This window comes from Candidatus Njordibacter sp. Uisw_056 (assembly GCF_047730085.1).
In the GTDB taxonomy this organism is placed as follows: Bacteria; Pseudomonadota; Gammaproteobacteria; order Pseudomonadales; family Balneatricaceae; genus Njordibacter.
On sequence record NZ_CP159830.1, the window covers coordinates 1911420 to 1931668 of the forward strand.

17 protein-coding genes are annotated in these 20249 nt (G+C 44.9%); 8 read left to right on the top strand and 9 right to left on the bottom strand.

Annotated elements, in window-relative coordinates:
- Positions 1–175: 175 nt before the first annotated feature.
- The 5 genes from mobA to ABXT60_RS09220 all read right to left on the bottom strand — a co-directional run bounded on the left by mobA (position 176) and on the right by ABXT60_RS09220 (position 6863).
- The gene (mobA, locus tag ABXT60_RS09200; protein ID WP_443629850.1) at positions 176–847 is read right to left on the bottom strand and encodes a molybdenum cofactor guanylyltransferase MobA; all 672 of its coding nucleotides are present in this window, start codon (positions 845–847) and stop codon (positions 176–178) included.
- Positions 813–1721 carry a formate dehydrogenase accessory sulfurtransferase FdhD gene (locus ABXT60_RS09205; RefSeq protein WP_443629851.1) on the bottom strand — a complete coding sequence of 303 codons (909 nt, stop codon included), beginning with the start codon at positions 1719–1721 and terminating at the stop codon, positions 813–815. Before ABXT60_RS09205 ends, mobA begins: the two co-directional genes overlap by 35 nt.
- A complete protein-coding gene (locus ABXT60_RS09210) occupies positions 1718–2209 on the bottom strand; it encodes a YaiI/YqxD family protein (RefSeq protein WP_443629852.1) in 492 nt (163 codons plus the stop codon). The genes ABXT60_RS09205 and ABXT60_RS09210 overlap by 4 nt, the downstream gene beginning before the upstream one ends.
- Positions 2210–2337: 128 nt before the next feature.
- Entirely contained in the window at positions 2338–5103 is a 2766-nt protein-coding gene (fdhF, locus tag ABXT60_RS09215) for a formate dehydrogenase subunit alpha (RefSeq protein ID WP_443629853.1), read from the bottom strand.
- The gene (locus tag ABXT60_RS09220; protein WP_443629854.1) at positions 5100–6863 is read right to left on the bottom strand and encodes an NAD(P)H-dependent oxidoreductase subunit E; all 1764 of its coding nucleotides are present in this window, start codon (positions 6861–6863) and stop codon (positions 5100–5102) included. Before ABXT60_RS09220 ends, fdhF begins: the two co-directional genes overlap by 4 nt.
- A 305-nt stretch (positions 6864–7168) precedes the next feature.
- Between ABXT60_RS09220 and ABXT60_RS09225 the strand changes: the two genes are divergently transcribed.
- Positions 7169–8425, top strand: a complete 1257-nt coding sequence (locus tag ABXT60_RS09225) for a DEAD/DEAH box helicase (protein ID WP_443629855.1) — start codon at positions 7169–7171, stop codon at positions 8423–8425.
- Positions 8426–8535: 110 nt separating this feature from the next.
- Here the strand turns inward: ABXT60_RS09225 and ABXT60_RS09230 are convergent, their stop codons facing one another.
- Both ABXT60_RS09230 and ABXT60_RS09235 read right to left on the bottom strand, forming a co-directional pair.
- Entirely contained in the window at positions 8536–9636 is a 1101-nt protein-coding gene (locus ABXT60_RS09230) for a Gfo/Idh/MocA family protein (protein WP_443629856.1), read from the bottom strand.
- Positions 9637–9664: 28 nt separating this feature from the next.
- Positions 9665–10420: a GntR family transcriptional regulator gene (locus ABXT60_RS09235; protein WP_443629857.1), complete on the bottom strand. Its 756-nt coding sequence runs from the start codon at positions 10418–10420 to the stop codon at positions 9665–9667.
- Positions 10421–10522: 102 nt separating this feature from the next.
- Between ABXT60_RS09235 and ABXT60_RS09240 the strand changes: the two genes are divergently transcribed.
- The 6 genes from ABXT60_RS09240 to ABXT60_RS09265 all read left to right on the top strand — a co-directional run bounded on the left by ABXT60_RS09240 (position 10523) and on the right by ABXT60_RS09265 (position 16558).
- On the top strand, positions 10523–11680 hold the full coding sequence (locus tag ABXT60_RS09240) for an LLM class flavin-dependent oxidoreductase (protein WP_443629858.1): 1158 nt from the start codon (positions 10523–10525) through the stop codon (positions 11678–11680).
- Positions 11680–12582, top strand: coding sequence for an aldo/keto reductase (locus ABXT60_RS09245; RefSeq protein WP_443629859.1), 903 nt, complete (start codon positions 11680–11682; stop codon positions 12580–12582). Before ABXT60_RS09240 ends, ABXT60_RS09245 begins: the two co-directional genes overlap by 1 nt.
- A 4-nt stretch (positions 12583–12586) precedes the next feature.
- Positions 12587–13138 (top strand): flavin reductase family protein, encoded by a 552-nt coding sequence (locus tag ABXT60_RS09250; protein ID WP_443629860.1) that lies wholly within the window; start codon positions 12587–12589, stop codon positions 13136–13138.
- A 42-nt stretch (positions 13139–13180) separates the two neighbouring features.
- On the top strand, positions 13181–13798 hold the full coding sequence (locus ABXT60_RS09255) for a TRAP transporter small permease (RefSeq protein WP_443629861.1): 618 nt from the start codon (positions 13181–13183) through the stop codon (positions 13796–13798).
- Complete coding sequence (locus ABXT60_RS09260; RefSeq protein WP_443629862.1) at positions 13798–15333, top strand: TRAP transporter large permease; 1536 nt, start codon at positions 13798–13800, stop codon at positions 15331–15333. Before ABXT60_RS09255 ends, ABXT60_RS09260 begins: the two co-directional genes overlap by 1 nt.
- Positions 15334–15490: 157 nt before the next feature.
- Entirely contained in the window at positions 15491–16558 is a 1068-nt protein-coding gene (locus ABXT60_RS09265; RefSeq protein WP_443629863.1) for a TRAP transporter substrate-binding protein, read from the top strand.
- Positions 16559–16663: 105 nt separating this feature from the next.
- On the opposite strand, the gene ABXT60_RS09270 is transcribed toward ABXT60_RS09265, so the two are convergent.
- Positions 16664–17032, bottom strand: a complete 369-nt coding sequence (locus ABXT60_RS09270; protein WP_443629864.1) for a tetratricopeptide repeat protein — start codon at positions 17030–17032, stop codon at positions 16664–16666.
- 39 nt (positions 17033–17071) lie between these two features.
- Here ABXT60_RS09270 and ABXT60_RS09275 point away from each other — a divergent pair, with 39 nt between their 5' ends.
- On the top strand, positions 17072–18457 hold the full coding sequence (locus ABXT60_RS09275) for a cytochrome-c peroxidase (RefSeq protein ID WP_443629865.1): 1386 nt from the start codon (positions 17072–17074) through the stop codon (positions 18455–18457).
- Positions 18458–18544: 87 nt separating this feature from the next.
- On the opposite strand, the gene leuA is transcribed toward ABXT60_RS09275, so the two are convergent.
- Positions 18545–20230, bottom strand: coding sequence for a 2-isopropylmalate synthase (gene leuA, locus ABXT60_RS09280; protein ID WP_443629866.1), 1686 nt, complete (start codon positions 20228–20230; stop codon positions 18545–18547).
- Positions 20231–20249: the final 19 nt, after the last annotated feature.

Here is a 20249-nt window from a genome sequence, read left to right on the forward strand (position 1 = left end):
CCCGGCCTCACGCACATGAGGGCGGCTACAGCCAAATTAATTAGCTAAGTGAGCATATTCCAGCAAACAGATGCATTCTCGCCAGATGCTGCGGATTGAACTATAAGCTTCAGTGTAGCGAGGTTACCAACACATCAGTCATCCGCGTATTCTTGTCCAAGCATATAAATGAGGCTCACTTGTTGTAGCGCTTTTGGCCACCCATTTTCTGAAGTATTTGCTGGCCTATGACAATGTCTTCTGGTGTATTGACGTTAAAAAATGGATTGTGAATTAACTCATCAAACGCCACATCTGCAACGCCATAAGGGGCAGTAAAGCGGTCGACCTTGCGCATATCGTCCTCTACCAAGGCTTTAAAAAGGTCGTCGAAAAGGTCTACAGGCCACAATCCAAATACTGGTTGGGTCCGGCCTTGATAGCTGGCACAAGCCAAGCGCTGGCCTTTTAACTGCATTACCTCTAGCATTCGTGTAACGTAATTAGCAGGAAAAAATGGGGTATCCGCTGCTAACGTTATAATGTGTGTGGTTTGCGGTTGGTTTTGCGCCACCCAAGCCATAGCAGACACCACGCCTGCTAAAGGACCCGCAAAATCAGGCACTATATCAGCTTGTATAGGCACATTAAATTCTGCAAAGCGCTTTGGATCACCATTGGCATTAATGATCACCGTTGCTAACTGGCTATGAGCCGATTGAATCACATAGTCTAAAATTCGTCGTCCACCTAACTTGAGCATAGACTTATCACCACCACCCATGCGCCGAGCCAGCCCACCTGCCAGAATAACACCAACAATTTGGCTAGATTTAATCTGCATTTGTGCGCCCTTTTCGCTTGTCATCTGCACCTTGTCCCTTGTGTGGCGGTTCATCATTTATTTGACCAACATCTACATCATAAATTAATCGTTCATAACCCGCCAAGGCAACAAACTTTCGGCCTTTGGCCCTGCCTATAAGGGTTAGGCCGGCCTTACGGGCTAAATCCACTCCCCAAGCAGTAAAACCTGAACGAGATATCAATATAGGAATCCGCATCTGTACTGTTTTAATCACCATTTCAGACGTAAGGCGACCTGTGGTGTAAAAACATTTATCTTCAGGACTAATATCATGTTTAAACATGTAGCCTGCTATTTTATCAATAGCATTGTGACGGCCAACGTCCTCCATATACACCAGTGGCTGGGCTTGGTGACATAAGACACAACCGTGGATGGCTCCCGCCTTTTGGTAGATGCTGGGAGTGGTGTTGATTAGGCGAGATAATTGATATAACCAACTAGTATGGAGGCGCGTTTCTTGAGCAAGTTTTATGGTATCGAACTTTTCCATAATATCGCCAAATACAGTACCTTGGGCACAGCCAGATGTGCGCACCTTCTTCTTCAGCTTGTCTTCGTAGTTGGTTTCTCGCTGAGTGCGAACGATCGCCACCTCTAGGTCTTCATCATAATCAATACTTGTAACCACATCATCAGCGCGCAACATGTTTTGGTTGAGCAGAAATCCTAGAGCCAAATATTCTGGGTGATCACCCAAAGTCATCAAGGTTACAATTTCTTGCTTGTTAAGGTAAACCGTAAGGCCTCGCTCAGTGACAACATCTACTTCAACCTGTGTACCGGTGTGGTCACGACCAGTGACATGACTAGTGAGGCTGGCCTCATCTGGATTGGGATAAATGAGGTAGCCTGAAAGATCTGCAATTTTCATAGATTTGCCTCCCAGCCTTGAGTTTTAACTTGCTGCTCATGTCTTTGCTGCTTAGCAATCCACTGATCTAGTTTATTAGCAAAGGTTTGCCTGTCAGCATGATTCATAGCCCCAGGACCACCTGTTTGAACACCACTATTACGCAGCGTTTCCATAAAATCACGCATATTAAGACGCTGGCGTATGGTTTCTTTGGTGTAAGACTCACCGCGATGACTAAGCGCTTGCGCACCCTTGTCTACCACTTCTGCAGCTAATGGAATATCAGATGTAATCACCAGATCTCCAGCCACTACTCGCTTAACAATTTCATTATCAGCAACATCAAAACCAGAGCCTACTTGCACCATGCTAATGACCTTAGAGGGCGGTGTAGCAATGTACTGATTGGCCACCAATGTTGTGACAATTTGTGTGCGCTCTGCAGCACGGAATAAGATCTCTTTAATGACGCCTGGGCAGGCGTCGGCGTCAACCCAAATTGGCATATTGAAGACTAAGTTAAATAACTAAGGGTGTATTGTGCATGAATGCAAAAAAAAGGCCAGCATAAGCTGACCTTTTTGGCATTGTTTAACCTCATAAGACCTAAGCGATCGAACAGGCTTAAAACACCTTAACCAACGCGCTCAATACGCGAAGCGCAGAACTTAAATTCAGGGATCTTACCCACTGGATCAAGGGCGGCGTTGGTAAGCATGTTGGCAGAAGCTTCTACGAAGCAAAATGGAATGAAGATCACCCCTGCTGGAACATCTGCGTCTTCACGAGCCATTATATTAATGCTGCCACGGCGCGTAGAAACCCGGATCATATCACCCGCCTTAGCACCAATTTTAATTAGCTCTTCACGGCTTAAAGTGGCTACTGCTTCTGGCTCAAGAGCATCTAAAACAGATGCACGACGGGTCATGGAACCCGTATGCCAATGTTCTAACTGACGCCCAGTAGTAAGAATGATTGGGTACTCATCATCTGGGCGCTCATCAGGCTCTACAATATCTGCAGCAACAAATTTACCGCGACCACCTTCAATAGGAAAGCTATCAATAAACACAATATCATTTCCAGGGTGATCCTCAGCAGGACAAGGGTATGTTACTGAGTGTTCGTTTTCTAAACGCTCCCAGGTCAAATTGTTCAAACTTGGCATGGCTTGCTTCATTTCTGCAAACACATCCTTTGGATGGGTGTAAGTCCAGTTCAGACCCATGCGATTAGCCAGTTCTTGAATGATCCACCAATCTTGGCGTGCATCGCCAGGTGGCTTCACAGCTTGGCGGCCCATCTGCACAGTACGGTTAGTATTAGACGCTGTGCCATCTTTCTCTGGCCATGCGGAAGCAGGCAGAACCACATCAGCATACATCGCCGTTTCTGTGACATACAGGTCTTGTACAACTAAATGTTCAAGCATAGCCAAGGCTGCACGAGCGTGGTGTAAGTCTGGATCAGACATGGCTGGGTTTTCACCTTCCACGTACATACCTGTTACCAAACCATCATGAACAGCGTTCATAGTTTCCACCACAGTAAGACCTGGCTCATCAGAAAGTTCAGTGCCCCATAGGTCTTCAAACATGGCTTTAACATTACCAGCATCAACACGTTTGTAGTCTGGATACATCATTGGGATAAGGCCTGCATCCGATGCACCTTGAACGTTGTTCTGACCACGCAGTGGGTGCAAGCCAGAACCTTCACGACCAATTTGACCCGTCATCAACGCCACAGAGATCATGGCCCGACAGTTGTCGGTGCCGTGAACGTGTTGTGATACACCCATTCCCCAAAAAATCATGGCGTTGTTAGCAGTAGCATATAAACGTGCAATTTCGCGAATAAGGTCTGCGTCTACACCACAAATCGGTGACATCGCTTCGGGGGTATAGCGCTTAACGTGATCTTTCACTGCATCAAAACCAGTGGTCATAGCATCGATGTACTTTTGGTTGTACAACTCTTCAGTAACAATGACGTTCATGATGGCGTTCCAGAAGCTTACGTCACTGCCTGGCTTAAACTGAATCATGTGGCTGGCGTATTTCTTCATTGCCAAGCCACGTGGGTCTAAAACAATAATCTTAGTGCCATTTTTTGCAGCTTGCTTAAAAAAAGTTGCTGCAACAGGGTGGTTACTGGAGGGATTAGATCCTGTAATCACAACCACGTCTGCATGCTTCGCCTGCATGAATGATGCAGATACTGCACCAGACCCCAAACCTTCCAACAATGCCATTACTGAAGAAGCATGGCATAAACGAGTACAGTGATCTACGTTGTTACTACCAAAACCAGTACGCACTAACTTTTGGAACAAGTAAGCTTCTTCGTTAGATCCTTTGGCACTGCCAAAACCCGCAAGGGCTTTTTTGCCTTGAGTATCACGAATTTTGACGAAGCCATTAGCGGCAAAGTCCAGAGCTTCTTCCCAGCTAGCTTCGCGAAAGTGCGTTAACGGTTTAGCAGGATCAAAGTCGTTATGAATGCCTTTACGTGCGCCTTCAATACGAATCAGTGGTTTAGTTAAACGATCACCGTGGTGAATGTAGTCAGAACCAAAACGGCCCTTCACACACAAGCGACTTTGGTTAGCTGGGCCGTCTCGGCCATCAACATAAACAATTCGCTCATCTTTAACATGATAGGTTAACTGGCAACCTACACCACAATATTGACATACGCTGTCTACTTTGCGATCAAAGTCTGCACTATCGCCTTTACCTTCCTCGCTAGTTACAGAAGACGGCATCAAGGCGCCCGTAGGGCATGCCTGAACACATTCACCACAGTTAACGCAGGTAGAGTCGCCCATAGGGTCGTCAAAGTCGAATACGACCTTAGAATCTGAACCACGGTTAGCCATACCAATCACGTCATTTACTTGAACTTCGCGGCAAGCAACAACACACAAGTTGCAATTAATGCAAGATTGTAGGTTTACACGCATCGCCTTACTGCTGTTGTCTGCACAAGGCTTTATAGTTTCATCAAAGCGAGCCTCAGTAGCATCCACGGCTAATAAATCGGCCATAGCCCAAAAATGTGAGCTCTTGTCTGGTGACTCTTCACGTTCCGGTTGGTCGGTGGCTAATAGCTCCAATACCATTTTACGCGAAACTTGGGCACGGTCTGAGGTGACACTGGAAACGACCATTCCTTGGGTAGGTAGACGCAAGCAAGAAGGCGCTAATACACGCTCACCTTCAATCTCTACCATACATACGCGGCAGTTGCCGTCTGCGCGATACCCAGGCTCTGGTTTGTAGCATAGGTGAGGTATAGTGTCACCCATACGCTTGGCAACTTGCCAAATGCTCTCACCTGCTTTCGCTGTTACTGTCTCACCATCGAGGGTGAAGTTGATAATATCTTGGCTCATGTTATGTCTCCCGCACTTGCTACGGGTGTTGCACTGGCAGCCAGATCGGTAGCGATCAAATTAGCGTCAAAATATTTAAATACAGTGGTGACTGGGTTAGCAGCCGCTTGGCCTAAGCCGCAGATTGAAGCGTCACACATAGCCTGACCTAATTCGGCCATTAACACTTGATCCCAATCAGGGCGCTGCAGCAACTTCACCATTTTTTCTGTACCTACACGGCAAGGCGTACACTGGCCGCAGCTTTCGTCTTCAAAAAACTTCAATAAGTTCACCACGACATCACGCATGTTGTCATGGTCTGACAATACCATTACCGCGGCAGAACCAATGAAACAACCGTATGCCTGAAGGGTACCAAAATCGAGTGGAATGTCGGCCATGCCTGCTGGCAATATACCGCCTGACGCACCGCCTGGAAGGTAACCTTTGAAGGTGTGACCATCAGCCATGCCGCCACAGTACTCATCCATTAATTCCTGCATGGTAATACCCGCTGGTGCTAACTTAACACCAGGGTTGTTAACACGACCAGAAACAGAGAAGCTGCGCAAACCTTGTGAACCATTGCGGCCTTGGCTAGAGAACCAGTCAGCGCCCTTGTCCATTAAAGTACGGATCCAGTAAACAGTTTCAATGTTGTTAACTAAGGTAGGACGATTAAACAATCCGACCTGAGCCACAAAAGGTGGACGATGGCGAGGTAGGCCAGGCTTACCTTCTAAAGATTCAATCATGGCCGATTCTTCACCACAAATGTAAGCACCCGCAGCACGACGTAAATGAATTCCACCTGCTGGAGCTAGGCCTGCAGCTTCAACTTTAGCAATTTCTGTCTTCAAAATTACCAGTGCAGCTGGGTATTCATCCCGTAGGTAAATATAGGCGGCTTCAGCCTCTACAGCCCAAGCACTGATCAATGCACCTTCAATAAAACGATGAGGATCAGTTTCTAAATACAGGCGGTCTTTAAAAGTACCCGGTTCACCTTCGTCACCGTTAATGGCAAGGTAACGTGGCTTAGGCTCTTGGCGTACAAACTTCCACTTCATATGCGTTGGAAAACCTGCACCACCTAAACCTTTAAGGTTGGCATCGGCCAGCACTTTTTGAATATCTTCCCAGCTGTAATCTCCAGCTAGGCATTTGTTCAGCAAAGCGTAACCGCCATCTAATACATAGGCATCGTAGGCAATGTAGTCTGGAATGTCTGGGTGAAAATGTTCTGCCTTTATGGTGGCTAAAACTTTAGCAGCATCGGCGCGGTCTACATGGTGGTGACCCACTTCTGCAACCGGTGCAGTATCACAACGGCCCATACATGGAGCGCTAAGAATACGCACTTGAGTAGGGTCTGTACCGGCCTCCAGAGCAGACTTTAACTGCTGCCCACCCGCCAACTGACAGCTCAAGCTATCACATACGCGCACAGTTACTGCAGCAGGGGGTGACTCACCTTCTTTAACAATATCGAAATGCGCATAAAAAGAAGCACACTCATACACTTCAGCCATGGGGATATTCATCTCGTGGGCTAACGCGGCAAGGTGTGCTGCAGACAGATAAGCGTAACTATCTTGGATTAGGTGTAGGTATTCAATCAGCATGTCCCGCTTAATAGGTTGATCACCGATCAACTCACGTAATTGGGCTAACGTATCTAGGTGAACTTGGCGCCCACGAAGGTGGATACGAGATTTATTGCGCCCAGCGCCTGGGTGCAATCGCACCACATTGTCTTGGTTAGAATCAGCAGACATGTTGTTCTCTGTGTTTGACTTAAGTTCAAGGTTCTATGGGTGAATTTACTTCAAAAAATACACTGTTAACGCGCCATAGGATACCATCTTTAACCGAGCCAGTATCCCAGTGTTGGAGATTGCCGCATATCTGAAAACGACATCATGAGGACACTATAGTACCTGTGTGATACCTACCTAGTGGCCATGTTAGAACATGTTGCTGAAAGGGTCGCATTTACGGCGTGATGCGCACATATTGCTGAATCTATTGTCGGCAAAATACGGTATCCTAACGCCTCAAATATTTATTGAGTTATGCCACCGTGTCTTTTGCCGATTTACTGCTGGATCAAGAACTACTTCTCGCCCTTGCAGAACATGAGTTTACCCAGCCCACAGCCATTCAACAACAAGCTATTCCACCCCTTTTGGAAGGCTCCAATGTGTTGGCCTCGGCGCCTACTGGCACAGGTAAAACCCTAGCTTTTGTGTTGCCAGCATTACAACATATTTTAGACATACCAAGGCAAGAAGTGGGCACTCCAAAAGTACTTATTCTTAGCCCTACCCGCGAACTAGCTCGCCAAACCTATGATCAAATTGAGCAACTAGTTGCCCATAATCATTTAACGAGCTGCCTCATTGTTGGCGGCGTACCCTTTGGTATGCAAAAAGCCATGGTGGCCGAAACCATCGACGTGCTTGTGGCTACCCCTGGCCGTTTGTTAGAAATCGAAGAGCACATGGCGCTCGATTTATCCCTAGTGACTGTATTTGTGATCGACGAAGCAGACCGCATGTTAGATTTGGGCTTTATTCAGGCCATCCATCAAATTTCAGATATGCTGCCTCTTGAACGTCAAACATCTATGTTCTCTGCCACTTTAGAAGGCGATAAGGTGCAAGCTTTTGCTCACGATCTGCTTTCAGATAACGCCGTGCAAGTGGCTGTAGAAGCACCACGTCACGTGGCTAAAAAAATCACTCAATCTGTTTACCAAGCAGACAATGAACAACATAAAGAACACCTGCTTAAAGCCTTATTGCGCCTGCATGAAGTGAAGCAAGCCATTGTTTTTGTGAACAGTAAAAAGCAAGTAGACACTTGGCTTAAAGTGATCCGTACCCTAGGCATTCAGTGCACAGGATTACACGGCGATCTGCGCCAAAGTGATCGCAACCAGCAAATTAAAGACATGCGTCGTGGCCGTACCAAAGTAATGGTCGCTACCGACGTTATGGCTCGTGGTGTTGACCTACCCGGCCTAACCCACGTTATTAACGTACACATGCCAGAAAAAGCAGACAGTTATGTTCACCGTGCAGGCCGAACGGGTCGTGATGGCGCAGATGGTAGTGTGTGGTCTATTGTAGACGCAATGGATTGGCCAAACTTAGGCCGTATTGAACGTTACATTGGCAACAGCATTAGCCGTGAAATATTCCCAGGGTTCTCACCCAAGAAAGAAGAACCTGCGGTATTGAAAAAGGTGAAAGCGAAAAAACCAAAAGTGTCTAAATCAGATAAAGCTAAAGCTGACAAAGCCAAAGCCAAGAAAGCCAAAAAGTCTAAAAAATAATTAAACCCTTTACCTACCTAGCATTGTATTAAAGCTATCTACAGGTGGGTCGGTTATTTATTACTCCAGAAAGGGATTAAGTGGCTAGGCGTTATTAACTGGTGTTTTGCCTATTTGTTGATGGAAAAATCAATTATTCGAGATTGTGAAGCCGCTTCTTGGGCGGCCATTCCCATTTGTACAGCTATTAAACCATCTTTTAGCGTCACTTCAGGCTGTTGGTTTCCCAGCACCACTTGCTGGAACTTTTGGTGCTGGTAGTAAGTAGAGCCGTTATGATCGCCAGCTTGCAGAAGTTGAGTGTCTACTGGTATATCAAGAATTTTTGGGCCTTTGGGTTCTCTTGGGCTAACAATTACCCTGGGGGTTGGGGCTGGGCCGAGATGTGTTGGCCAAAAGCGACTTGGGCCTGGCACAAAACACTCCACCTTGCACTCAGTTCCAACTGCTGAAATTTCTTCTTGATAGGTTGACCCTTCTGCAAACATACAAAGCTCTAGCATAGCTCGTGAGCCCGATTCAAAGTCAACGATGACATAACCATTGTCCCAAATATCAGGGGTACGCCCATTATACTTTTCTTTTAAATGATTATTAGTTTGTCCAGCAGATGCCATAATCCTTAAAGGCTCAGATTTCATTATGAGGCGCATTAGATCAAAAAAATGACAACATTTTTCAACAAATGTACCCCCAGAATTTTCGTTGAACCTGTTCCAGTCATTCACCTTTTCTAAAAACGGAAACCGATGTTCCTTAATGGTCAGCAGCTTTACACCGCCTGATAAAGCATTAGCTTCGCTGATCAGCTTGGCAACAGGGGGCATGTAGCGATATTCCATGGCCACCCAAATGGGCTTAGGGTAGTTTTCGGTGAGCTCTTTTATAAGCGTGGCATCATCTGGGTTAGTTATTAAAGGTTTTTCTACCAATATAGGCAGTGGGTTAAGTGAGGCGATCAGCTTTAATTGCCGGGCATGCAAAAAGTTTGGGCTCACAATCACTAAACAGTCTAGATCTTTTCGCCCTAGCAATGCGTCTATGGAGGGCTCAAATTTAGCTTCTGGTGCCAGTTGTTTGGCGGCGGCTCTCATGTCCTGATCGGGTTCAAAAATTGCTGCGATACGGGTGTACTCAAGGAGTTTAATATTCTTGATGTGTTCTTGGCCCATCATGCCGCATCCGATCATGCCATAGTTTAAAACTGTCACAAAAAACCCCTATTATTGAGCACTTTAATTATTTGATACGCGCGACATAACGCGCAACTTCTGGGTTAAACCATGTGAGTGAATATTCAGCAAGCATATTGGTTTGATCATAGCTTTTACGCTCTATATATCCCCATATTTTATGCTCATTATTTAAGCTGCTAGCGCTTGTTTTTTGGGCAAATGTAATAGGCGTCCAGTCTGGAATCTTATTGACGCTCACTTGATCTTCTACACCGGTGATCCAAAATTTAAGATTTTCACGATAAAACAAATATAACGAGTCGGACAAATCTTCCACACTCACGTTTCTATTTTTAGGTGCATCGATCCATATCTCCTCAATCGCACTATTAATCGAGTTTAAGCGTCTTAATCTTCTTATTCTGAAGCCGTCGGCAGCAGTTCCAAATTGAGGACCTAATGCTGGGAAATATTCAGCTTTGTTCAACCTTTCAACGGATAAAACTTGAGCCGTTGGCAGCCCTCCTCCTTTGAGTAACTCCAATCGGAAAAAGCTGTATATGGTGTCAATATTTTGAGACTGTTTAGGTTTGCGAACATAATTACCAGAGCCTTGCACACGCTCCAAAAGCCCTTTTTGTGTCAGCTCCAACAGTGCCTTACGCAAGGTGCCAACGGCCACCCCAAGCTCATCTGCCATCAAACGTTCAGATGCCAAACGTGATCCGTCGGCCAATATGCCGGCTTGAATTTCACGCGCCAACATTTCGCTGATTTCGACATGGAGTGGTAAACGATTTTTTGATAATGCGGTTTTCATATAATGTGTAATTTTCTTGTTAATTGATACACTATTGATATATTGATACACAATTGTTACAGTAATTGAAATAGCTTAATTAATCAATGGAAGAAATCTAACTTGTCTATCGTCCCAATAAGATCACAAGACACTAATGGCGCAGAAATCGCATGGTTTGCGCCTTTGTGTTCGGATGACTACCAGCATCTGGGAGTACCTGAAGGCGAGTTGCGCTCTTCATGGGAAAACACGTCAAACATTATCCAAACGGCAGACAAGCTTGGTTATCGAAATATTTTATGCCCTTCTTCTTATCAAGTGGGGCAAGACACGCTTACATTTGTGGCAGGTAATGCCCCTCTAACTGAAAGTATTAACATGCTAGCCGCTGTAAGGTGCGGTGAAATGCACCCTATTATGCTTGCGCGCACCATTGCCACACTTGACCACATGATGAAAGGGCGCTTAACCGTTAATATTATTTCTTCAGATTTCCCAGGCCAAAAAGAAGACAGTGCCTATCGTTATCAACGCTCTCGCGAGGTTGTTGAAATTTTAAAACAAGCCTGGACTCAGGATGAAATTAACATTCAAGGTCAAATTTATAACTTTGAGAATGTGCCTACAGGGCCTGCAAAGCCTTACCAGCAAAACGGTGGTCCACTGCTATATTTTGGTGGTTACTCACCGTCTGCATTAGATTTATGCGGGGAGCATTGTGATGTCTATCTGATGTGGCCAGAAAAGCAAGACGCACTGGCAGATCGTATGAAAGCCGTTAATGAGTGTGCGCAAAAATATGGCCGTGTACTGGATTATGGGCTTCGCGTGCATATGATCGTTCGTGATACCGAAACCGAAGCAAAAGAGTACGCAAGAGAGTTAGTTTCCAAGCTAGATGACGAGCAGGGTAAACTCATTCGTGAAAGGGCCTTAGATGCCACTTCTTTAGGAGTTTCGCACCAAACAAAAAATCGTGAGCTAGCTGATTTGGAAGGTTATATAGAGCCCCATTTGTGGACAGGCGTTGGTCGTGCGCGTTCGGGCTGCGGTGCTGCATTGGTTGGCTCTGCAGATCAGATTTTAACCCAGATTGAAAAGTACAAAAAAATGGGTATTCGAGCTTTTATATTCTCAGGTTATCCGCACCTTCAAGAATGTGAAATATTTGGTGAAAAAGTTCTTCCACACCTTGAAACATGTTCATTACCCCAGCTGCAAGGCCGGGTTCCATCATCTACACCACATACACCGCTAGGCATAGGAGAAAGACGTTAATGCAACGCATAGCACTCTCAAAGGATTTAGAATTAAGTCAAATTATATATGGCATGTGGCGTTTGGGGGATGATCAAGACACCTCCACTGCCGCTGTGCAAGCCAAGATAGAAGCGTGTTTAGAACAAGGGATAACATCACTGGATCAAGCAGACATTTATGGTGGCTATGCTGCTGAAGCTATACTTGGGAAGTGTTTTTCTGCTGCTTCACACTTACGAGATAAGGTGGAGATAATTACAAAGTGCGACATCGTAGCGCCAGCGGGTCGCTATGAAAGTGCCCGCGTGAAATATTATGATACCTCTGCTGCACATATCAATTATTCAGTTGAATGTTCTTTAACCGAAATGCACATAGAGCATATTGACTGCTTGTTAGTTCACCGTCCCGACCCTTTAATGGACCATGAAGAAACTGGACACGCATTAGATGAACTGGTGACATCGGGCAAAGTGGGATCTGTTGGTGTTTCCAACTTTAAACCTCATGATTGGACCCTGCTGCAATCGGCTATGAGCAACAAACTGGTCACTAACCAAATTGAGCTTAGTGTGTTGGAAACTAGCGCTTTAACTAATGGCGATCTTGCCTTTCTGCAAGAACGTAAAATTAAACCTATGGCTTGGTCCCCTCTTGGTGGAGGGTCATTGTTTAGTGATAACGACGAAAAAAGTAAGGCCATTCTTACCTGCTTATCTCGCATTGCCAATGAACAAAACACCACTGCAGATGCAGTAGCCATTGCATGGCTATTAAAGCATCCATGCAACATTTTACCGGTGATGGGCACCAACAACCTTAGCCGTATTAAATCATTATCCAGCGCGCTAAAAGTGAATCTTGATCGTCAAGCATGGTTTGAAATTTATACCGCCTCGCTTGGACATGAAGTAGCTTAATATTATGCACACAACCTCTCAATCCAACTTAAAGCCTGTTCTTATGCCCAAAGACCTAACGACTATTAAAGATACTATGACCGTGCCCAGTGTTGATAATCAAAAAGATTTCAGGCGTGCTTTAGGGCAATTTGGAACTGGCGTCACTATTGTTACAGCTCATGACAACCATTGCCCCATTGGCATGACTGTAAATTCATTTGCATCAGTTTCATTAGATCCTGCTTTAGTTTTATGGTCTGTAGCAAACAAGTCTGAAAAAAGAGATGGGTTTTGTAATGCTGGCTTTTTTGCAGTGCATATTTTAGCAGAAGATCAGACCGATCTCGCACTAAACTTTGCCAAAAACCCAACACCCTTTGAAACATGCGAATGGCATCTTGGCAAACATCACCTACCCGTTTTACCTAGGGCCATAGCCAGGTTTGAATGCAGTATTCACACCACATATGACGGCGGAGACCACACTATAATCATTGGCAAAGTAGAAAAGTTTACGCATAACGAGGGCAAGCCTTTGATGTTTGTTGGAGGCCATTTTGGTAAGTTTTCATAATAGCCTTGCCCACCACAAAGACACTTTTAAGTACACAGTATTATGAAAGCGATCAGTGCCATTGTAGAAGTGACTCTAGAGGGACTAGACACGATTAATACTCGTGCACTTTTATTTGGCCGCACCATAGGATTGGTTGCGCTTGGGTTGATGGTGCTGGTGATTTTGGCGCAAATATTTTTCAGGTATGTGCTTAATAACGCCCTTCCGTGGCCAGAAGAAGCCGCAAGAGGCTTGATGATTTGGATGATGGCACTGGTTGCACCTTCTGCGTATCGTTATACAGGCTTTGTCTCTATTGATATGTTGCATGACCTCATACCCGCCCACCTTAAAAATTACTTGGTACTGGCGATCTTATTACTGTGTTCTTTTGTCTCTGTCATCATGCTACAGCATGCATGGTCTCATTTTTCTGCACCCTTATTATTTGACTCGTCAGGCTTAAACAGGTTGTTACAAGACACAGGGATAAACCAGCTTTTAGGTACAAAAATACAGTTTAGAACCGCTTATATATATTTAGCCATGAGTGTTTTGCTCATGCTTATTTTAATGGTTTCTCTAGAATTGATTCTTCGCCAATTAGCCAGAATTATATGGGGCAATGAACGCTTTCCTATTCCCAAAATTCCTACTGAAATGGCGGCAAATTCCTAATGTTAGCTTGGTTCTTACCCCTATTCCTTATATTTTTGATGATTGGAGTTCCGGTATATTTCGCGATGCTTGCCGCCCCTGGTTTCATGCTCTATTTCAACGGGCAAGAGCGAGATATTGCGTTGATGTATCGCAATATTTTTAACGGCATCGATAATGGTGTGTTGCTGGCTATTCCTTTTTTCATGCTCGCTGGCGAGTTAATGAACAAAGCGGGCATAACAGAACGTTTAGTGGCCTTTTCTCAGACCCTTATTGGTTCGGTAAGAGGTGGGCTTGCACAAGTAAACATTCTATCTTCAATGCTGTTTGCAGGGATGTCAGGGTCAGCGGTTGCTGATACTTCTGCACTGGGCTCTATGCTCATTCCGGCAATGGAAAAACAAGGCTACACCCGAAAGTTTGCAGCCGCGATTACCGCCGCATCGTCAGTTATTGGGCCCATAATCCCTCCCTCAGGCATTATGATCATTTATGCTTATGTAATGGAAGTTTCAGTGGCGGCTTTATTTGCCGGAGGTATCATCCCAGGCATTTTGGTGGGTATGGGTTTGATGATCGTCACAAGGCTAATGGCTAACAAATATGAATTCCCTCCAGCAAAACGTTTTGTTATTGAAGGGGTAAGTATCTCTACTGCTGAAAACCTTGCCGCCCGTGTGATTGCTCGATTGATGCTCGCATTCATGTTATACCCATTGGTAGTCAAAGTTGTCAATCTTGACATAGGGAGCTATTCCACAACCCTATCACTACATTTTGCTGGTGCATTAATAGTGACAGAAACTCTATTTCAAATTCAAAGACGCTTGGTATCTAATGACTTTAGGATAGTGGCAAAGCGCGCTGTACTGCCTTTGCTAACCCCAGTTATCATTTTGGGTGGTATTTTAGGTGGTGTCGCCACTCCTACAGAAGCCTCTGCTCTTGCTGTTGCCTACACAGCACTGCTAGGCTTAATTATTTTACGTTCTATAAATTTAAAAGATCTTGGGCCCATTTTGGTGAAGTCTGCCATCACCTCATCCGTGGTTTTATTGTTGGTTGGCGCAGCCATGGCGTTCAAAACTGTGGTGAGTCTTTCTCATATCGCAGAAGATTTAGCCGTCTACATATTGGCTTTAACTAACAACCCTCTTCTACTGTTACTGTTAATCAACCTTTTGTTGTTTATTGTGGGTATGTTTTTAGATGCAGGGCCTGCAATTATAATATTAGGGCCTATTTTGGCACCCATATTTATTGATTTAGGCATTCATCCCGTTCATTTCGCCATGATCATGTCGGTTAATTTAACCGTTGGACTTGCCACCCCTCCCATGGGCTTAGTGCTGTTTGTAGCTTCGTCTGTTTCAGGCGTAAAAGTAGAAACAATATCAAAGGCAATATTGCCTTTTTTAGCAGTCGAAATTTTTGTTATCTTCCTCATAACCTATTTTCCTATCATTTCATTAGGTATTCCATCGTGGTTAGGGTTTGTTAAAGATGTCGATTTGGTGGGGCCAATAGCTGGCTTCTTTTTACAACCAAATTAAGGAGTTTACGCATTTTCCTTATTCTTCAAGAACATATTAGTTGTTCTGGCAAGCCTTAACAGGGCTCCTTTTGAAGAGGAAAATTTTGAAACTGACGAAATTAAAACATTCGTCAATAATAAAAAGGGGCATAAGCCCAATTTACTGAGGAGTTTAGATGAATAATTTTATTAAAACTTTGGGAGCGACAGCGCTCACGGTTGGTTTAATGGCAGGAAGTATAGCCACTGCAAATGCTGCAGACTATACTATCCGAGCAACCGCCAACTCTAACGAGAATGACGAAGATTATGATGGTCTTGTGGTTTTCAAAAACTTTGTAGAAGCAGCTTCAAACGGTGAAATTGCTGTTGAATTGTTTATAGGCACACAACTTTGCTCAAAAGGCGCTGAGTGTCTGCAAGGCATAGCCGATGGTTCAATTGATGTGTATATTTCAACATCTGGCGGTGCTGCGGGTGCATTCCCATATGTACAGGTGCTAGATTTACCTTACCTTATGGCAAATGACCGAGTTGCAGAACATGTTTTATCTGGAGACTTCACACGTACCATGCGTGATATGGCCCTTGCAGACTCTGGTGATACCATTCGTCTAATGACCATTGGTAACACTGGGGGATGGCGCAACTTTGCAAACACCAAGCGTAGAGTTCAGAGTCCAGACGATATGGCAGGTCTTAAGATCCGTACTGTTGTTGCCGATTTACCTCAAGAGCTTGTGAAAGCCCTGGGTGCATCTCCAACTCCTATCCCTTGGCCTGAGCTATTCACATCATTCCAAACGGGTGTGGTTGAAGGTTCTAAGAATGGCATCACCGACATTATGGGCATGAAATTCCCTGATGCTGGCCTAAAATATGTAACCCTTGATGGCCATGCATATATGGGCGCCCTTTGGTGGATGAACAATGACAAGTTCTTGTCTATGCCTATGGAGCTTCGCCAAGTTGTTGTGGATGGTTTTGCCGCTCTTCAACAGGCTACATTCGCTTCACCAAAGCGTAAGTCTATTAAAGCTTATGAAGATTTTGTTGCTGAAGGTGGCGATTTATATGTGCCAACCCCTGCTGAAAAATCTGCATTTAAAGCAGCTGCTGCTCCAGTCTATGAATGGTTCCAAACCAATGTTAACGGCGGACCAGCAATCTTTGACGCTTTAACAAGCGCGGTTTCTCAAGCAGAAGCAAACATTGCTGCAGGTAATGAAAAAGACTTAAATTAAAAACTAAGTCTGGGCCGTTCAACATATGTGAACGGCCCTCTTTTTGTGTATGTCTGTTTTTATAGTTATGTTATGTTTTGTATATTTATACGTACCATTTTTAGTTTATCTAAATGGATAAAGCCAAACCCTATAATCATCAATCAATATATGAGCTTTTTCAATTTGTGCTGGGGTCATTTTTTTCACCACCTCTTCTTGGCTTATAGCCGCATCTGGATCGCCACCAATGGCAGAAAGAACATACCACATATAGGCTCTGACAAGGTCGGGCTTTTCAACACCCCTGCCTACTTCATAATACCATCCAACACCACTTTGAGCCCCTGGATGCCCCTTCATCGACGAGCGCAAATACCATTCAAACGCTCTTTCATCATCTTGGGGAACGCCCAAACCCATAGCGTACATTACCCCGATCAACTCTTCTGCATCGGCATTACCAGAGCGCGCAGCTGGCCAAAGTTCAGTCATAGCCTCTTTAAAGCTTCCCTTTTCCATAAGATCTCGTGCATGTTCAATCTCTGCCAAACACGATATCGAAAACACCATCAACCCAAGCAACAAAAATTTACGCACACGCTTTCTCTTTTTATAATAATACACTTAATATTTGGAATTTCTCAGTCTTACGCTTTTGATTTACCCAAACCCTTAACCTTAGATGATTTCATCACTTTTGATCAAAGGCAAGCCAAACTTGGACAGTTATTATTTTACGACAAGATTTTATCAGGCAACCAAAACATATCATGCGGCACATGCCACCATCATAGTTTGGGTGGCAGCGATGGCTTATCCCTGGGCATTGGCGAGGGAGGCAGTGGAGTTGGCCCAAAAAGAACGCCAGGCATTGGCGCTGATAAGATAAAAAAACGTATTCCCAGAAATGCCCAAGCACTATGGAATTTAGGCGCCAAAGAATTTAAATTCATGTTCCATGATGGCCGACTTTCAAAATCAGATCTTTATGAAAATGGTTATAATTCTCCAGCAGAAGAATGGCTACCCAACGGATTGACAAACCTACTTGCAGCGCAAGCTATGTTTCCCGTTACATCACAATTTGAAATGGCAGGAAACCCAAAAGAAAATCAAATTGCGGGTGCAACCCATGACCGAATTGACCACGTGTGGCCAATTATCTCTAAACGTGTGCGTAATATACCTGAATATGGTGATATGTTTATTAACGCGTTTGATCATATTGAAGACGCTGCTGATGTCACTATGGTTGAAATTGCAGAGGCTTTGTCTGCTTTTATTAATATTGAATGGCGCAGCTATGATGCGCCATTTGATGAGTTCATTTCTGGCAATACCAATGCGTTAACATCTGCACAAAAACGCGGATTAGATCTATTTTATAATAAGGCCAACTGCGCATCCTGTCATTCTGGTCAGTTATTTACCGACCATGCTTTTCATGCGTTAGCCCTGCCCCCATTTGGGCCAGGACGCACTAGGCGGTTTGATCCTTTCACTCGCGATGTTGGCCGAATGGGAGAAACTGACTTATTAGAAGATGCTTATCGATTTAGAACTCCAAGCGTTAGGAACGTCACTCTTACCGCGCCTTATGGGCATAACGGCGCCTATCCGACTCTTGAAAGCATTATAAGGCACCATCTCTCACCTTTAAAGTCATTGCAACAATGGGAACCCAAGCATGCTAATTTACCTGATGTTCCGTGGGTAAGCCAAATAGATTATCTAGTTCATGATGACAAGCGAGAAATGGCACGGATAGAGTCACACATTGATATCAAGCCTTTGACATTAGAGGATGATGAAGTTGACGATTTGCTTAGCTTTTTAACTGCGCTTGAAGGAAAGACAGCGCATAAGTTACCTTTGGGGCGCCCTTACAAGGTGCCCAGCAAGCTTCCTGTTGATTAAATTGGCTGACTGTTATTTTTTCAAAACCCATTTACTCCATCCAGCCTGCCCGTTTCAAGGCAAGGGCCAGGTGGAGCCAATAGTAATTTAAGCAACGTTTATTACACTTTCTATCTGATGACGACTAAAGGCTGTCAGCATCGCCTGCAGTGCAGCTGCTGTGGTGTCTTCTGCTTGTGCTACAGCATGGCACACAACCCCACTAACATGCATCTCAATACATGCGAGGGCCTGCGCATCAGTGCCTTTAGTCATGGCATGCTGATCAAATTGTGTAACTTCAATGGCGCAGTTGTATTGCTTACTGAGCACATCACTCAAGGCTTCAAGTGCTCCTGCTCCAGAGCCTTCAAGTGCACCTTGGCTGAGATTAAAACAACCCTCAATAATGATGCTATCGTCACTAGTAACTGCGTTTAATCGGTAGTCTCGCAACTGCCACGTGGGGTCGACAGCAACAAAGTAAGTGTCATAAAGTTGTTTAATTTGCTGTGGCGATACTTCTACCCCAGAAGCTTCAGTGGCTTGCTGCACGATCTTACTTAGCACTGGATGCATCCACTTTGGTAATTCAATGCCATAGTCTCGCTCTAGCACCAAGGCCACCCCGCCCTTACCACTTTGACTATTGATACGCACCACGGCCTCATACTCACGGCCAATGTCCCGCGGGTCTATAGGCAAGTAGGCCACATCCCAGTGAGATTTCTTGTGTTGCTTATGAAAGGCCACAGACTTACGAATAGCATCTTGATGACTGCCAGAAAATGCGGTGTAAACTAACTCGCCAGCCCATGGGTGGCGGGGAGATACAGCGATTTCAGTACAACTCTCAACCACCTCAATAATTTCCAATACATTGCTTATGTCTAAGGTAGGATCAATGCCTTGAGAGTACAAATTCATGGCCATGGTAATCACGTCCATATTGCCTGTGCGTTCACCATTGCCCATTAAAGTACCTTCAACCCGATCTGCACCTGCCAAAATGCCTAATTCAGCAGCAGCCACTGCACACCCTCGGTCATTGTGGGTATGAAGACTGATGGTAACCTGTTGACGGTGCTTTAAATGGCGGCAAAAATACTCCACCTGATCGGCGAATAAATTGGGCGTGGAAAGCTCGACGGTGGACGGCAAATTAATAATGAGTTCGCGATCAATGCTTGGCAACCATTGCTCAATCACTGCGTCACACACTTCTACCGCGTAATCCATTTCAGTACCGGTAAAGCTTTCTGGTGAATACTCAAAGCCCCACTGAGTCTGAGGGTAATGGTCTGCGTACTGCAGTACCCATTTAGCACCTTGCACGGCAATGGCTTTAATACCCTCTTCTGGCAACCCGAACACTTGTTCGCGCTGCACTTTAGAGGTGGAATTATACACATGCACAATGGCCCGCTTTACACCCTCTAAGGCTTCGTAGGTCTTTTTAATTAATTCTTCTCGGGCTGGTGTCAGTACCTGCAGCGTGACATCCTCTGGCACCTTGTTTTGCTCAATCAGCATGCGCACAAAATCAAAATCTGTCGTCGATGCCGATGGAAAACCCACCTCTATTTGCTTAAAACCCAATTTTACCAACAACTCAAACATGCGCAGCTTTTGATCACTGTTCATAGGGTTTACCAAGGCCTGATTACCATCACGCAAATCCACACTGCACCACATTGGTGCTTTAGTGAGGGATTTACCGGGCCATTTGCGATCGGGTAATGGCGTCGCCTGAAACGGCTGGTATTTAAGGTGGTTAAAGGTATGGTCAAACATAGAGACTCTCAAAATTAGC

What these genes read in the sequence shown, in the direction of transcription:
- mobA (WP_443629850.1), bottom strand. Translation starts at nt 847, where the DNA reads ATGACAAGCGAAAAGGGCGCACAAATGCAGATTAAATCTAGCCAAATT.
- ABXT60_RS09205 (WP_443629851.1), bottom strand. Translation starts at nt 1,721, where the DNA reads ATGAAAATTGCAGATCTTTCAGGCTACCTCATTTATCCCAATCCAGAT.
- ABXT60_RS09210 (WP_443629852.1), bottom strand. Translation starts at nt 2,209, where the DNA reads ATGCCAATTTGGGTTGACGCCGACGCCTGCCCAGGCGTCATTAAAGAG.
- fdhF (WP_443629853.1), bottom strand. Translation starts at nt 5,103, where the DNA reads ATGAGCCAAGATATTATCAACTTCACCCTCGATGGTGAGACAGTAACA.
- ABXT60_RS09220 (WP_443629854.1), bottom strand. Translation starts at nt 6,863, where the DNA reads ATGTCTGCTGATTCTAACCAAGACAATGTGGTGCGATTGCACCCAGGC.
- ABXT60_RS09235 (WP_443629857.1), bottom strand. Translation starts at nt 10,420, where the DNA reads ATGAAAACCGCATTATCAAAAAATCGTTTACCACTCCATGTCGAAATC.
- ABXT60_RS09245 (WP_443629859.1), top strand. Translation starts at nt 11,680, where the DNA reads ATGCAACGCATAGCACTCTCAAAGGATTTAGAATTAAGTCAAATTATA.
- ABXT60_RS09250 (WP_443629860.1), top strand. Translation starts at nt 12,587, where the DNA reads ATGCACACAACCTCTCAATCCAACTTAAAGCCTGTTCTTATGCCCAAA.
- ABXT60_RS09255 (WP_443629861.1), top strand. Translation starts at nt 13,181, where the DNA reads ATGAAAGCGATCAGTGCCATTGTAGAAGTGACTCTAGAGGGACTAGAC.
- ABXT60_RS09260 (WP_443629862.1), top strand. Translation starts at nt 13,798, where the DNA reads ATGTTAGCTTGGTTCTTACCCCTATTCCTTATATTTTTGATGATTGGA.
- ABXT60_RS09265 (WP_443629863.1), top strand. Translation starts at nt 15,491, where the DNA reads ATGAATAATTTTATTAAAACTTTGGGAGCGACAGCGCTCACGGTTGGT.
- ABXT60_RS09270 (WP_443629864.1), bottom strand. Translation starts at nt 17,032, where the DNA reads ATGACTGAACTTTGGCCAGCTGCGCGCTCTGGTAATGCCGATGCAGAA.
- ABXT60_RS09275 (WP_443629865.1), top strand. Translation starts at nt 17,072, where the DNA reads ATGTTCAATCTCTGCCAAACACGATATCGAAAACACCATCAACCCAAG.
- leuA (WP_443629866.1), bottom strand. Translation starts at nt 20,230, where the DNA reads ATGTTTGACCATACCTTTAACCACCTTAAATACCAGCCGTTTCAGGCG.